General features: G+C 40.9%; 16 protein-coding genes. All 16 read right to left on the bottom strand.

What is annotated here, in order from left to right:
• Positions 1-91 precede the first annotated feature (91 nt).
• From gspK to rsmG, 16 genes are read right to left on the bottom strand one after another with little or no spacing between them, the layout of a single operon-like run.
• Positions 92-1,039 carry a type II secretion system minor pseudopilin GspK gene (gspK, locus tag FTU13_RS09655; protein ID WP_180127806.1) on the bottom strand — a complete coding sequence of 316 codons (948 nt, stop codon included), beginning with the start codon at positions 1,037-1,039 and terminating at the stop codon, positions 92-94.
• 39 nt (positions 1,040-1,078) lie between these two features.
• A complete protein-coding gene (gspJ, locus tag FTU13_RS09650; protein WP_180161110.1) occupies positions 1,079-1,708 on the bottom strand; it encodes a type II secretion system minor pseudopilin GspJ in 630 nt (209 codons plus the stop codon).
• A 46-nt stretch (positions 1,709-1,754) separates the two neighbouring features.
• Positions 1,755-2,147, bottom strand: a complete 393-nt coding sequence (gspI, locus tag FTU13_RS09645; protein WP_078188947.1) for a type II secretion system minor pseudopilin GspI — start codon at positions 2,145-2,147, stop codon at positions 1,755-1,757.
• On the bottom strand, positions 2,137-2,694 hold the full coding sequence (locus FTU13_RS09640; RefSeq protein WP_180127804.1) for a type II secretion system protein: 558 nt from the start codon (positions 2,692-2,694) through the stop codon (positions 2,137-2,139). Before FTU13_RS09640 ends, gspI begins: the two co-directional genes overlap by 11 nt.
• A 9-nt stretch (positions 2,695-2,703) precedes the next feature.
• Entirely contained in the window at positions 2,704-3,318 is a 615-nt protein-coding gene (locus FTU13_RS09635; protein WP_168378896.1) for a TetR/AcrR family transcriptional regulator, read from the bottom strand.
• 42 nt (positions 3,319-3,360) lie between these two features.
• The gene (locus tag FTU13_RS09630; RefSeq protein ID WP_078193666.1) at positions 3,361-4,134 is read right to left on the bottom strand and encodes a TatD family hydrolase; all 774 of its coding nucleotides are present in this window, start codon (positions 4,132-4,134) and stop codon (positions 3,361-3,363) included.
• 31 nt (positions 4,135-4,165) lie between these two features.
• Entirely contained in the window at positions 4,166-4,507 is a 342-nt protein-coding gene (locus tag FTU13_RS09625) for a PilZ domain-containing protein (RefSeq protein ID WP_111885061.1), read from the bottom strand.
• 15 nt (positions 4,508-4,522) lie between these two features.
• On the bottom strand, positions 4,523-5,506 hold the full coding sequence (locus tag FTU13_RS09620; RefSeq protein WP_078193725.1) for a DNA polymerase III subunit delta': 984 nt from the start codon (positions 5,504-5,506) through the stop codon (positions 4,523-4,525).
• 13 nt (positions 5,507-5,519) lie between these two features.
• Positions 5,520-6,281 carry a 3-deoxy-manno-octulosonate cytidylyltransferase gene (kdsB, locus tag FTU13_RS09615; protein ID WP_180127802.1) on the bottom strand — a complete coding sequence of 254 codons (762 nt, stop codon included), beginning with the start codon at positions 6,279-6,281 and terminating at the stop codon, positions 5,520-5,522.
• A 3-nt stretch (positions 6,282-6,284) separates the two neighbouring features.
• Positions 6,285-7,298 carry a tetraacyldisaccharide 4'-kinase gene (lpxK, locus tag FTU13_RS09610; RefSeq protein WP_180102899.1) on the bottom strand — a complete coding sequence of 338 codons (1,014 nt, stop codon included), beginning with the start codon at positions 7,296-7,298 and terminating at the stop codon, positions 6,285-6,287.
• A gap of 3 nt (positions 7,299-7,301) precedes the next feature.
• Positions 7,302-9,029 carry a lipid A export permease/ATP-binding protein MsbA gene (gene msbA, locus FTU13_RS09605; protein ID WP_180007340.1) on the bottom strand — a complete coding sequence of 576 codons (1,728 nt, stop codon included), beginning with the start codon at positions 9,027-9,029 and terminating at the stop codon, positions 7,302-7,304.
• Complete coding sequence (locus FTU13_RS09600) at positions 9,029-9,451, bottom strand: biopolymer transporter ExbD (protein WP_180127800.1); 423 nt, start codon at positions 9,449-9,451, stop codon at positions 9,029-9,031. The genes msbA and FTU13_RS09600 overlap by 1 nt, the downstream gene beginning before the upstream one ends.
• Positions 9,452-9,464: 13 nt before the next feature.
• Positions 9,465-10,106, bottom strand: a complete 642-nt coding sequence (locus FTU13_RS09595; RefSeq protein ID WP_180127798.1) for a MotA/TolQ/ExbB proton channel family protein — start codon at positions 10,104-10,106, stop codon at positions 9,465-9,467.
• Between the two features lie 31 nt (positions 10,107-10,137).
• The gene (locus FTU13_RS09590) at positions 10,138-11,025 is read right to left on the bottom strand and encodes a ParB/RepB/Spo0J family partition protein (RefSeq protein WP_180127796.1); all 888 of its coding nucleotides are present in this window, start codon (positions 11,023-11,025) and stop codon (positions 10,138-10,140) included.
• A complete protein-coding gene (locus FTU13_RS09585) occupies positions 11,022-11,804 on the bottom strand; it encodes a ParA family protein (RefSeq protein ID WP_180084214.1) in 783 nt (260 codons plus the stop codon). Before FTU13_RS09585 ends, FTU13_RS09590 begins: the two co-directional genes overlap by 4 nt.
• A gap of 24 nt (positions 11,805-11,828) precedes the next feature.
• Positions 11,829-12,461 (bottom strand): 16S rRNA (guanine(527)-N(7))-methyltransferase RsmG, encoded by a 633-nt coding sequence (gene rsmG, locus FTU13_RS09580; RefSeq protein ID WP_180003083.1) that lies wholly within the window; start codon positions 12,459-12,461, stop codon positions 11,829-11,831.
• Positions 12,462-12,521: the final 60 nt, after the last annotated feature.

Raw genomic sequence — 12,521 nt, 5'->3', positions numbered from 1 at the left:
ATTATAATGCAAAAGTCTAACAAGAGGCATTAATTTTGCTATTCAGCACAATTGGGAAAAGGCATCATGAAAATTTAGCGACCTTTAAGACCTAAAATGGTGCCATACTGCGAAAAGCCACATATACATCTTTATCTTTTCGCACTAACTCACTGGTAAATTGACGCTTTCTTTCATTTAAAATAATTTCAATTTGCGCTTTAAAATAGTTCGACTGCACACCCAATTGTGAATTTAAAACTTCCCTATTTTCTGTGCTCACCTGTGCAAATGGCTCCATTGCCCATAAATCATTGATATTTTCGAAATGTTCAAATTTGGCAGCTTTTTGTTGCAAAGCTTGCTCAACTGCATTGACATCTAAACGATCATCCATGGTCGCTAACAAAAATGCAGGAGCGGTATTAATGTTTACCGTTGTTTCATGCGAAGGTAAGCTACTCACATAAGGCGCAATTAGTTTATATTTAGCACCGTCAAAACCACGCACTGATTTCAGCTCTTCCACACTATGAAATTTTGCATTTGGTGGTAGCGCCGCATTATTTAAACTACGATAGTACGCCAGCTCTGCGCCCATCGGGCCAGAGGTCTCATCATCTTCATCTTGCCAATCAATCACGGCTTGACTTAATTCTGCGGGTAAACCAACACGCTGCAATATTTTTTCAAACCATAGCTTTGCTTTGTCATTTACCACACCCTCTTCTGAAACCAAACTATTGAGGTTAAATTTTCCAGATTCGTCTTGGAGCACACCTGCAACAGTTCCACCTTCCACAGGAAAGGCTGGCATAGGCTGAGCCCAATTTTCTTGGAGGTGATCCACCTGCCCTGCATTTTCGGCATCATTTACTAAAAGTTCAGCAAAAAATGCTTCGGCACTTTTCGCATATAACAACGACTGATTTTGGCGCATCACATAAGCGGTATTTTCAGAAGTATGGGCTTGTTGTTTTGCGATGCCTGCTGCAACTATGGTTGCCAAAGCTACCATCATCAGGATAGTTAACAAAGCGATGCCGCGTTGCTGCTTCATAAGCAACTCCGAACTTCAAATGACTCTACTACCTGACCGCTAACCATTCTTATTTTTATCCAATAAAAAATCAGTATTTAACAAACTGAAGAACCATTCGTAGTTTGTCCCATCAACTGTGAGCTGCATCCTGATACCCCGCGGTAACAGTTGAATGGTTTTTTCATTATTCAAATCAGCGGCAGCATCTGGCCAATTCTCTAACTCATTTGGATTGAGTACCGTGATTTTATATTGTTCAACATTATCCAGTAAAACACTCGAATCTGGCTGATCATGCCCCGTTTGGTTGAGATTTTTAAATTTTAGCCGATACAATTTTTTTTCATCAGCTTTGTATTGATATTCCACTCGCTCGTCAGGTGCAATGCCCTGATTTAATGGATCAGTGACACCTGTCTTACTGAAATTAAATCGGCCATTTTGCAATACTAACGCTGGTTGAATATCTCCATTAATATTGGCAGTTAAGGGCACAGCTTGTACTGTGTCTCTGAGAATTTGCTGATGGGCATCTTGCAACTGACTCAGCCTTGCCTCATGGGTTGCGTTTCGTTCCTTCACTTTCGAGACATAATCAAAGACCTTCCAGCCCAAAGCAGACAGCACTGCAAAAATGGCAATCGCAACCAAAAGCTCTACTAAGGTAAATCCTGCTTGATTCTTCATTCCTTGCTGTGCAAGCACAGGCATATCTTGAGATGTACGTTTTTTTCTAGTTATTATTTTCATCCAACGGAGCCTTATAGTTAAAGAACACTAAGCTGCTAATCCCTGCTTCAACATCGCCTGTTTCAGCATTCATCAAACTCACTTGGATATCAATCCGTTGTACATTTGGACTAATGGTGGCTTGGGCTTTTTTGTCAATTTGCCATTGTTCGCCTTGTTCAGTGACTTGTTTAGATGCAGTACCTGTCATCCATTCACGATTGATTTCCATCTTAGCGATTTCATTCAACGCAACGAATTGTGCTTTATTTCTTAAAATTGCATGTGCTGTCGACTGTGTATATTGCATCGCAACATTAGACAAAGCCATTGCCGCAGTCGCAAAAATCGCCAATGCCACCATGACTTCAAGTAGCGTAAACCCTTTAGCCCGCATTGACTTTCCCTAAATGATCGATTTCGATTTCATTACCAATGGCACGTTCTTCAAAATAAAACTGTATACGCACAGGCTTTACCTCACCGTTGCCCAACCAAATCAACTTGGGTGCATTGGTATTTAACAAATCATCATTATTGGCATTTTCATACTGCTGGTCTAAAGGCTGAATCGTAAAAGAGACATTTTCAGGTAATACTCGGGTTTCAAAGTTTTTATAGTTTTGCCATTTATTGTTCTGATTTAAAATACTATTTTCTACACGTTTTTGTTCTGGTAAATATTCTTGTACCGCATAGCTTTGGGTGTTGACATCCGTTCCAGCTTTTTGCTGTAGGGCCAATATCAAAGCTTGATCATTTGCATCACGTAATATTCGTTTCAGATCCATCACAAACACTTCACGTGCCTGCATGGCTTTGCGTTGATCTGTCCCACCGATATTCAAAAGCACCAATGAGGCCATAATGCCCATAATCACAATCACCACCATCAATTCTACGAGGGTGAAGCCACGAACCAATGATGGTGATGCTATTTTCATAAGCAGCCTTTAAGCGAATTGAGCAACCGCATGCACTTGTTTTGGTAAGGCCAAGGCTTGATCAATATACGCAACCCGTAAGGTGTCTCTTGAACCCAAATAACGCTGATAAAAACTTGAGTTCAAAATTGCTGCAGCGCCATGTGTAAGTGACCAAATTGAAGCAAGATAATCACGTACTGGCATACTACTTTGAATCGACTCCAAATAACGCTCAGTCATACGGATGATCAATCTCAGGCGCTGTTTGCGCACTTGATAAAGTTCACTAAACAAGTGTTGAATACCCACACCCGTTGTCGATAAACGCTCTTCAATTTGATGAAACAACACTGTACGTTCTGGGTGATGTAAGTGATGCAACATAAAGAAAGCAAGGTGTTCAGGAAAAGCTTTATCGGTGTCTTTAATCATTTCCAATAACATGCGTTCATTACGAATAATGAGCAACATATATAGTTCATCTTTACTTTGAAAATGTTTATATAACGTCCCTTTTGCCAAGTCGAGTTCTGCCGCTAGCGCATCTAGTGTCATCCCTGCTTCGCCATTTTCCAATAGCAGCTGCTCTGCCACTTGGAAAATTAATGCCTCTCTTGCTCTAAACTGAGCTTGACGATCCATCTTCACCCTATACTCTCTTACTCTTATATCAATTCAAATTATTTACTTAAGATTGAGGAGATTTTCAAAGTTTTGCATTGTAATGAAAGCCATCTCTTCAATTGACTTATCATATACATCACTTAAGGCTTTGGCTACATAAGGAACGTATTTTGGTTCATTAGACTTTCCTCTATAAGGCATCGGTGCAAGGTATGGGCTATCTGTTTCAATCAGCACGCGATCCAGTGGCACTTGCTTGGCCACATCACGCAAATCTTGTGCATTTTTAAAAGAAACAATGCCTGAAAATGACACGTAATAACCACAATCTAAGACAGCTTTTGCCGTTTCCCAATCTTCAGTAAAACAATGCAAAATACCGTGAGTAGATTTCTCTGCACGGATAATATCAACCGTATCATGCTTTGCAGAACGGGTATGAACAACCACTGGTTTTTTTACAGCTTGTGATGCGTGAATATGGCGGGCAAAACATTCTTTTTGCTCTGCAACAAAGTCGGTACTATGAAAATAATCTAGCCCTGTTTCACCAATCGCCCAAACCTTTTCAGGTTGTGCTAATTCAATGAGATATTCTTCTGTTGCCCGAGCCATCGTTGCAGGATCTTCACATGGATGCACCCCAACGGAATAACCCACATCAGCATGACGTGAAGCAATTTTTGAAAGTTCGATATGGTCATCTAGATCAACCGAGATACTCATAAATTTTGAGACCCCGGCTTGACGAGCCTGATCCAATGCAAGATCTAAATTACCCTCATAAGGGCTTAAGTCAAGCATGGTTAAATGGCAATGGGTATCTACAAACACAATATGTACCTACAAGTCTTCACTGTTGTAACTACATAGTGTAACTTCTACGCCCCTCAGATTTAAGCCCTGCAAGTAAACGTTCTGCTTCTGTTTTGAAATAAACGCCTTTTTCGCCGCTTAATTGAATTCCAAAGCCTTGTGGTTTAATGCCATTTTGCTTTTGCGAAATCCAAATCACTTTCCCTGTCAAAGGAATTTTTATACTTTGTTCAGGCAAAGTCGCCAATAAGAAAACCTCATCACCCATTTTCACAGCTTGCTTTGATGGTACAAATAAACCACCACCAACGACATAAGGCATGTAGCTCGCAAAAAGTGTTTCCACATCTGGAATATTAGCGTGAACGATCCCGCCCATACGTGGTTGCATGATGTTTCCCCTTAATTAAACATTCATCAGTTTGATGCAAAGCTCATCTACGACCAGATTCCCCTGTACGTTCTGCTCGATGAACCGCTTAGACTGCTGTAATTCTGTATAAATCCCAAAGAGTGTTTCGAGCGAATATTGCTCTGCCAACACCCCAAAATCCAAATCTATATTTTTTATGGATTGATTTAGCTTGACACAAATTATATCGGACAACAAGTATTCAAACATTTGACTAAAATCACTAAAACTCAGTGCTTTATTCCACTTTGTCGCAATTGCCATCGGCATGTTTTTTTGTGTCACAAGTTTTTGCCAATCTTGTAGAAACTCTTGGCGCATATTTAGCCATTCGCTACTTGCCAATGAAATCGCTTGTAATGGCATTTGACTGGCTAAGTTCATGAGAACTTTGCGCTGGGTTTCACCACTATCAGGCAAATGCTGCTGTAAATATTGCTGTGATTGTTCGGGTTCAATACGATCCAATGCATAGTGCTGCATTCGACTACGAATGGTTGCCGGCAATTTCAAATAATGCTCTGCCAACAACATAATCACAATGCGTTCGCCAGGCTCTTCAAGTGTTTTCAGCAACGCATTCGATGACGCAATGTTTAATGCTTCAGCGGGCTCAATCAACACAACTCGCCAACCGTCTACGGTTTGCTGCACAAAGGGCAATAAATCACGAATTTTTTCGATTTTAATTTTGGCGTTTTGCTTTTTATTGTCTTCATCTGTGCTGATGTGGACAAAATTTGGATGTGTATCTGACTTTAACCACTGGCAACTCCCACACTCACCACATGGCTCAGTCCGCTCATCACGTTTTTGACACAGCACCCATGCAAGAAATTGTTTTGCAAATGCCTCTTTACCACAGCCTTTTTTGCCATACAAAAGCACGCCATGTCCCAGTTGTGGAAAACGGCTGGTTAATGTATTCCATGTATTTTGCTGCCAAGGGTACACTTGCGCCACAATGTCATTTTGCATAAATCGTTAAACCTTATTCGAAGTTTGAAACATCCATTTGGTTCAAACGATCAAGGTCAGCTTGAGTATCTACGCCCGGTGGTAGGTTCGCTTCTGCCACAGCAATGGCAATACGGTGACCATTTTCCAAAACGCGTAATTGTTCAAGGCTTTCTAATTTTTCTAGTACACCCATATCCCAAGTAACATATTCTTGAAGGAGTTTTACGCGGTATGCATAAAGTCCTAAATGACGATAAGCTTGATCATGCAAGGTTTGTTCAACTTGCTTTGCACCATCGCGGTCATAAGGAATAGTCGCACGACTGAAATACAGCGCTTGATTATGCTTTGACATCACCACTTTGACGATACTGTCACGTTGAAACTCATCCAAACTATGAATCGGCTCACAGAGTGTCGACATTGAACATGTCAGCTGATCTACAAGTAATTGTGCAACTTGTTTTACCAATTGAGCGGGAAGCAAAGGTTCATCGCCCTGTACGTTGACAATAATGTCATCACTCGCCCAACCTTTGATACGCGCAACTTCACTTAAACGGTCTGTCCCAGATGGATGCTCTGCAGAGGTCAATACCACATCAACCCCTTCCGCACGACATACTGCTGCAATACGCTCATCATCTGTAGCAACACATAGGTCATCGAATCCTGCAACTTTTTTGGCTTGATCAACCACACGTAAAATCATCGGACGGCCGTGAATTTTAAGCAATGGCTTACCTGGTAAACGTGAACTTGAAAAACGTGCAGGAATAACAATATGTTTCATAAATTAAATGCCTTCGGGAAGTTTCAGACCCAGTTGTTTCAACTGCGCATGCAAAGTTTCATAACACGCAGGTGACAACACTGCATCTACAGGAACAACCCATATTTCTCTTTTAAAATCTGGATTATTTTTGAGGATCGCTAAAATTTTCACTGCATCTTTTTCAGTGGTAATGATGGGATTGGCATCTTCAAACTGCAAATCACTCAGTTCATATTCATAATGATCTGGGAACTCATGACATTGAAATTGATGAATCCCTATATTTTCTAAGGTTTTATAAAATCGTTGTGGAAATCCGATACCCACCACAGCATAAAAATCCTTGTTTACATCAAATGTCGTCACAAGATCTTTATTAAGCAAATAAGGCTGCGCCGCTTCTAGGTGCATATTCAGTGGGGAACTTGGATCTGCTGAATGTTCAATGACCGTCCCAGTATCAAGGCGCTTTTTCGGTTCACGCAAATAACCTTCGGGTAATAATTTTTCATTGCCTAAACCACGATTATTATCCAGTACGATCCATTCCAACTGACGTTGAAGCGCCCAATGCTGTAAACCATCATCACAGATAATCAAATCCAATTCATGCTTAGAGAGCAGCAACTCAATACTTTGCTGGCGGTTTGGACCGACTGCCATCGGTACACCTGTAGACTGAACAATTAAGCTCGGTTCATCACCTACCATTTCAGCCGTCGAATCTAAATCCACATAGGCCGGAAATGGTCCTTGACCACCATAGCCACGACTGATCACACCAACACGCAGGTTTAAGCTATTTAAATAACTGACCAAATGAATGAGCAATGGGGTTTTACCACTTCCACCCACTGTGATGTTTCCAATGACCATGACTGGAATAGGCGCTTTATAACTTTGCTTAATACCTGATTGATAGAGTTTTTTATTGAGTAAAAAGCCGCCACGATAAAGCCATGACAAAGGTCTAAACACAACGAGCCACTTTGCCTGTTCATTCCAAGCATCCTGAATCAATTGTGCAAAAGACATGTCTTAATTTTCCTCAAAATTACGCTGATGAAGTTGGTAATATGCACCACGTTGTGCCATCAATTCCGTATGAGAACCTTGTTCAATAATACGCCCTTTATCCATCACTACAATACAGTCTGCATTTTCAATGGTCGATAAACGATGCGCAATCACGATCGTGGTACGATCTTGCATCGCAGCGTCAAATGCTTGCTGAATAAAAAATTCAGATTCGTTATCTAGCGCACTGGTCGCTTCATCTAAAATTAAGATCGGTGCATTTTTCAAAATGGCACGTGCAATCGCAATCCGTTGACGTTGACCACCTGATAGATTTAAACCTTGGGCACCCAATGGTGTGTCATAACCTTGCGGTAAATCCATAATAAAATCATGTGCAAATGCAGCTTTGGCAGCAGCAATGACTTGCTCATCTGTTGCATGCTCGAGCTGACCATAAGCGATATTTTCACGTACTGTACGGTTAAACAAAACCACTTGCTGATTGACCATCGAAATCTGAGTACGCAAGCTATTGAGTTCTATGTCGTGAATATCATGCTGATCAAGCAACAATTGTCCAGAAGACACCTCTTGGTAACGCACCAACAGATTGACCAATGAAGTTTTACCTGCACCTGAACGCCCAACCAATGCAACGGTTTGCCCTGCATTAACTTTTAAATTGAAGTCATGAATCGCATGGTGACCATCAGCATAGATCAAATTGACATTTTTAAATTCGACATCACCTTTCAAAGCAGGCTTCAGCGTGCCGTTATTTACTTCTTCAGGCATATCTAGCAATTCAAAAACTGAATAAGCTGCTGCCATGCCTCGTTGTAGTTTTTCGTTGACATCCGTCAAGGTTTTAATTGGCTTACTCAGCATACCTGCGGCAGTGATATACGCTACAAACTCACCCGCTGTTGTATCTTGTAAAATCTCAGGGCGTAGCGCGATATACATCACGATACTGAGCGCGATCGACATAATCAGCTGAACAATCGGGCTATTGAGTTGCTGCACCACAACCATTTTTAAGCCGCGGCGTAAGTTCTCCATCGAGCTTTCATAAAAACGTTTTTGTTCATAATCTTGCCCTGCAAAGCCCTTCACCACTAGGTTGCCTTGCACTGTCTCTTGCACCACATGGTTAACATCACCCATGGTACTTTGTACTTGCATGGATAATTTACGCATGCGCTTCGATGCTTTACGGATGATCAGACCAATAATTGGGCCAAAAATCAAAATACACAGGGTTAAACGCCAATTGGTATAGAGCAAATAACCCAATAATGCGATGGTAATCAGACCCTGTTGTACAATCGTTTTCAGTGACTCAGACGATGCCGCCGTCAACTGTTCAACGTTATACATAATTTTTGCAGTGATATGACCGCTCGAATTATCTAAATAATATTGCGAAGGCAAACGCATGAGTTTTGCGAACACTTGCTGACGAATATTAAAAATTAAGTTTCGAGAAATCACTGCGGTAAAATATCCCCCCATGAACAAACCGAGTCCACGGAAGAACATCAATAAAACCACCAAGAGTGGAAATAAGGTTGTAAAGCTTTGATCTTTGTTTTGAATGGCTTCAATAATGCGTTCTAATAATTTTGCGACAGAAACTTCTGTCGCAGCATTAATACCGAAACCAAGCAAAACCAGCAGGCCGATTCCCCAAAAAGGTTTTAAATAACTTAATAGGCGTAAATAGACCTTAAAATCGTGCTTCACTAATAACCTCGAGTTGGAACTTTGGTACTGATGTTGATATTCACAAATCCAAGTTGACCTGCAACATCCATCACCCGAATCACATCCTGATGTGTTGCTTTTGCATCTGCTGCAATCACAAACATTAAATCACGACGATCATTGGCTGTCTGTTTAATTGCAGTATTCAAATCAGAGACTTCTTTACTCGCCAATGACTGACCATTGACATAATAATGTCCTGTTGAATCCACCACAACTTCAATCTTTTGATCATAGTTTTTAGGTGGAACACCCTGTGCATCTGGCAAAGTCAGGTTCATTCGACTCATCTGGTTAAAGGTAGTCGAGAGCAACAAGAACACCAAAATGAACATCAAACAGTCAATCATCGGTGTGAGGTTGATATGAATATCTTCAACCTGACGACGTTTAAATTTCATGCGCAGTCTCCACTCAGCTGGCTTTCTGAATGTCCTGACTTTCTACTTCAGGTGTTTTTTTATAAAACAAAGCGGCATGAAATAACGTCGACTGCTGTTCTAACTCAGCCACATATTCCTGAACCAAACGTTGGAAATAGCGATGTGTAAATAATGCAGGTACAGCAATTAACATACCGGCAGCAGTGGTAATCAAGGCTTTAGAAATACCCGGCATCATCAACACTGGATCACTATTGGTGCCTATATCAATCATTAAGAATGCTTCAATAATACCGATCACCGTACCCAACAAACCTAATAAAGGTGCAACAGCGCTTAAAGTGCCCAAAAAGTTGATATTTTTTTCTAAATAACCAATTTCTTGTGACGCTGTGACTTCCATTTGCGCACGTGCATATTGCTCGTTTTGATCTTTACTAGCGTAACCTGCGCCCAATACACGACCCAATGTACTTTGTTGTAAAGTTGGACTTTGCTTTAGCTGCTGCACCACATCTTTCACCGATGTGTTTACATTCATCATCAAGTCTTTTGGCAACACCATTGATTTTTTTAAACGAATAAAACGCTCAATGGTAATGGCTACCGTAAAGATCGAACAAATGACGAGCGGGATCATTAACCATCCGCCCGCTTTGACTAATTCCCACATTTGATTTTCCCCAATAAATCGAATTTAAAAATTATTCAGCTAGACAAATATTTAAAATACCATCTAGCTCTTCAAGAGTATGGTAGCTAATCACCAGCTTGCCTTTCCCTTGTTTATTATGATCAATTTTCACGTCTGCACTGAAACGATCAGAGAGACGTTGTGTCAGTTGTTGAATGTCTGATGAAACAATTGGTTTAGCTTTTTGTTGTTTTGGTGTATTCAAATCACGAACAAATTGTTCGGTTTGACGTACAGACATACTTTTTTCAATCACCATTTCAGCAACTTTAAGCTGATCTTTGGCTTTTAACGTCAAGATCGCACGTGCATGCCCCATATCGAGCAAACCTTCCTGCATAAAGTCTTTGACTTGATCCGCTAAAGACAAGAGGCGTAGCAAGTTACTAATCGTGGTACGTGCTTTACCGACCGTATCGGCAATCTCTTGATGACTTAAACCAAATTCGTCATGGAAGCGTTGTAAAGCCATGGCTTGATCGATTGGGTTCAAATCTTGACGTTGAATGTTTTCAATCAATGCCAAGGCAATTGCCACTTGGTCACTCAAGTCACGAACAATGGCTGGAACTTCGGTTAAACCTGCAAGCTGAGCCGCACGCCAACGACGCTCACCTGCAATAATTTCGTAGGGATGCTTTTCATCTTCGACAGGACGAATCACGATTGGCTGCATGACACCATGCTTTTCAATCGATGCAGCAAGTTCTTGTAAATCTTGTTCTTTAATGAAACGACGCGGTTGATACTCACCACGTTTCAATAAATGCACATCAATTTGTTTTAACTGTCCATGATCTAAAGCTTTTGCTTCGAGCTGTAGTTTTTCTTTTTGGATTGAGCCGAGTAAGGCATCCAGACCACGACCTTTAGCCAGTCCGCGTTTTTTTACGGTCATGCTTTAGTTCCTTTTTTTACTTTGGTTTTTTTTAACATCTCAGCTGCCAAGTTCAAATAAGCAACTGCACCCTTCGAGTTTTTTTCAAAATAAATCACTGGTAAACCGTGCGCAGGCGCTTCAGCCAAACGAATATTACGCGGAATGACCGTGTCATAAAGTTTCTGACCGAAGTATTGTTCAAGCTCAGCAGACACATCACGTGTTAAGGCATTACGCGCATCGTACATGGTACGCAGCACACCCACGATCTCTAGATCTGGGTTTAAAGCTTGCTGAATACGGTCAATGGTTTGGGTTAGGTCAGCCAAACCTTCTAGGGCATAATATTCACACTGCATTGGAATCAGCACAGCACGTACAGCCGCAAGTGCATTGACAGTGATCAAACTTAAACTTGGTGCACAATCGACAATAATATAGTCGAAGTCTTTTTCGACGCTTGCCAATGCTTCACGTAAAATAAACTCACGACCGTCTTGATCTGCAATTGCAAGCTCAACGCCAGCTAAGTCTCGGTTTGCACCTAAAACCTTATAGCCCACTTCCGCTTTATAAATAGCGGTTTCAATCGGCACTTCACCAAGTAAGACATCCGTGACTGAATACAACAAATCATTTTTTTGAATGCCCGAACCCATCGTGGCATTGCCTTGTGAATCCATGTCCACAAGTAAAACTCGTTTTTTTAATATGGCTAGAGATGCAGCCAAGTTCACAGCCGTTGTGGTTTTACCTACGCCACCCTTTTGGTTTGCAATCGCAATAATTTGAGCCATGGTAACCCCAGTCCTTTGAAAATTTTAAATACGTTTAAGAAAAATTAAATGACGCTGCTCATCAAGTCGTGGAACTTTTAATGCAACGATATCAATCTTGAAATCACTTTTCAGTGTTTCAACTTCTTCTTCAGGAATTAAGCCTTTCATCGACGCGATAATACTTTGCGCATGCATATACGGTTTAGACGCATCCACAAAATCCGTTAACGATGCAAAAGCACGACTGGTAATCACATCAAACTGCCCCAATTCATTAATGCTGTCTTCATTTTCGACACGTGTTTGTACCGCAATGACATTTTTTAGTTTTAAGTCAGCAATAAATTGTTTTAAGAATCGAATTTTTTTACCGTTGGCATCTAAAAGCACACATTCACGTTCAGGCTGACACAGTGCAATGATCATGCCCGGCATGCCACCACCCGTACCGATATCCAATAAACGACCTGCAGGCAAATCATTTAGGATACTTAAGCTATCCAATAAATGCTTAACCAACATTTCTTTAGGATCACGAATAGCAGTCAAGTTATACGCTTTGTTCCACAGCACTAGGGCATCTTGGTATTTCAGCAATAGATTTAATGCTTCTTCACTCAAATCTAAGCCAAGCTTTTGACTACCTTGCTTTAAGTCTTGAAAAAAAGGATGCATAAAGAAGACATCTCAATAAAAATTAACTGAAGTATACCGATTTCTAAGCCGTGGAACAGT

It is taken from the genome of Acinetobacter sp. YH12064 (assembly GCF_013419735.1).
In the GTDB taxonomy this organism is placed as follows: domain Bacteria; phylum Pseudomonadota; class Gammaproteobacteria; order Pseudomonadales; family Moraxellaceae; genus Acinetobacter; species Acinetobacter amyesii.
Note: the sequence above shows the minus strand (reverse complement) of the source record. Positions and strands in the feature narration are given on the sequence as shown.

Bases quoted from the DNA above. Each gene is read 5' to 3' on its own strand.
- FTU13_RS09640 (WP_180127804.1), bottom strand. From the start codon at position 2,694: ATGAAAATAGCATCACCATCATTGGTTCGTGGCTTCACCCTCGTAGAA.
- FTU13_RS09625 (WP_111885061.1), bottom strand. From the start codon at position 4,507: ATGCAACCACGTATGGGCGGGATCGTTCACGCTAATATTCCAGATGTG.
- FTU13_RS09635 (WP_168378896.1), bottom strand. From the start codon at position 3,318: ATGGATCGTCAAGCTCAGTTTAGAGCAAGAGAGGCATTAATTTTCCAA.
- FTU13_RS09595 (WP_180127798.1), bottom strand. From the start codon at position 10,106: ATGTGGGAATTAGTCAAAGCGGGCGGATGGTTAATGATCCCGCTCGTC.
- FTU13_RS09585 (WP_180084214.1), bottom strand. From the start codon at position 11,804: ATGGCTCAAATTATTGCGATTGCAAACCAAAAGGGTGGCGTAGGTAAA.
- FTU13_RS09590 (WP_180127796.1), bottom strand. From the start codon at position 11,025: ATGACCGTAAAAAAACGCGGACTGGCTAAAGGTCGTGGTCTGGATGCC.
- gspK (WP_180127806.1), bottom strand. From the start codon at position 1,039: ATGAAGCAGCAACGCGGCATCGCTTTGTTAACTATCCTGATGATGGTA.
- rsmG (WP_180003083.1), bottom strand. From the start codon at position 12,461: ATGCATCCTTTTTTTCAAGACTTAAAGCAAGGTAGTCAAAAGCTTGGC.
- FTU13_RS09600 (WP_180127800.1), bottom strand. From the start codon at position 9,451: ATGAAATTTAAACGTCGTCAGGTTGAAGATATTCATATCAACCTCACA.
- gspJ (WP_180161110.1), bottom strand. From the start codon at position 1,708: ATGAAGAATCAAGCAGGATTTACCTTAGTAGAGCTTTTGGTTGCGATT.
- gspI (WP_078188947.1), bottom strand. From the start codon at position 2,147: ATGCGGGCTAAAGGGTTTACGCTACTTGAAGTCATGGTGGCATTGGCG.
- FTU13_RS09620 (WP_078193725.1), bottom strand. From the start codon at position 5,506: ATGCAAAATGACATTGTGGCGCAAGTGTACCCTTGGCAGCAAAATACA.
- kdsB (WP_180127802.1), bottom strand. From the start codon at position 6,281: ATGAAACATATTGTTATTCCTGCACGTTTTTCAAGTTCACGTTTACCA.
- lpxK (WP_180102899.1), bottom strand. From the start codon at position 7,298: ATGTCTTTTGCACAATTGATTCAGGATGCTTGGAATGAACAGGCAAAG.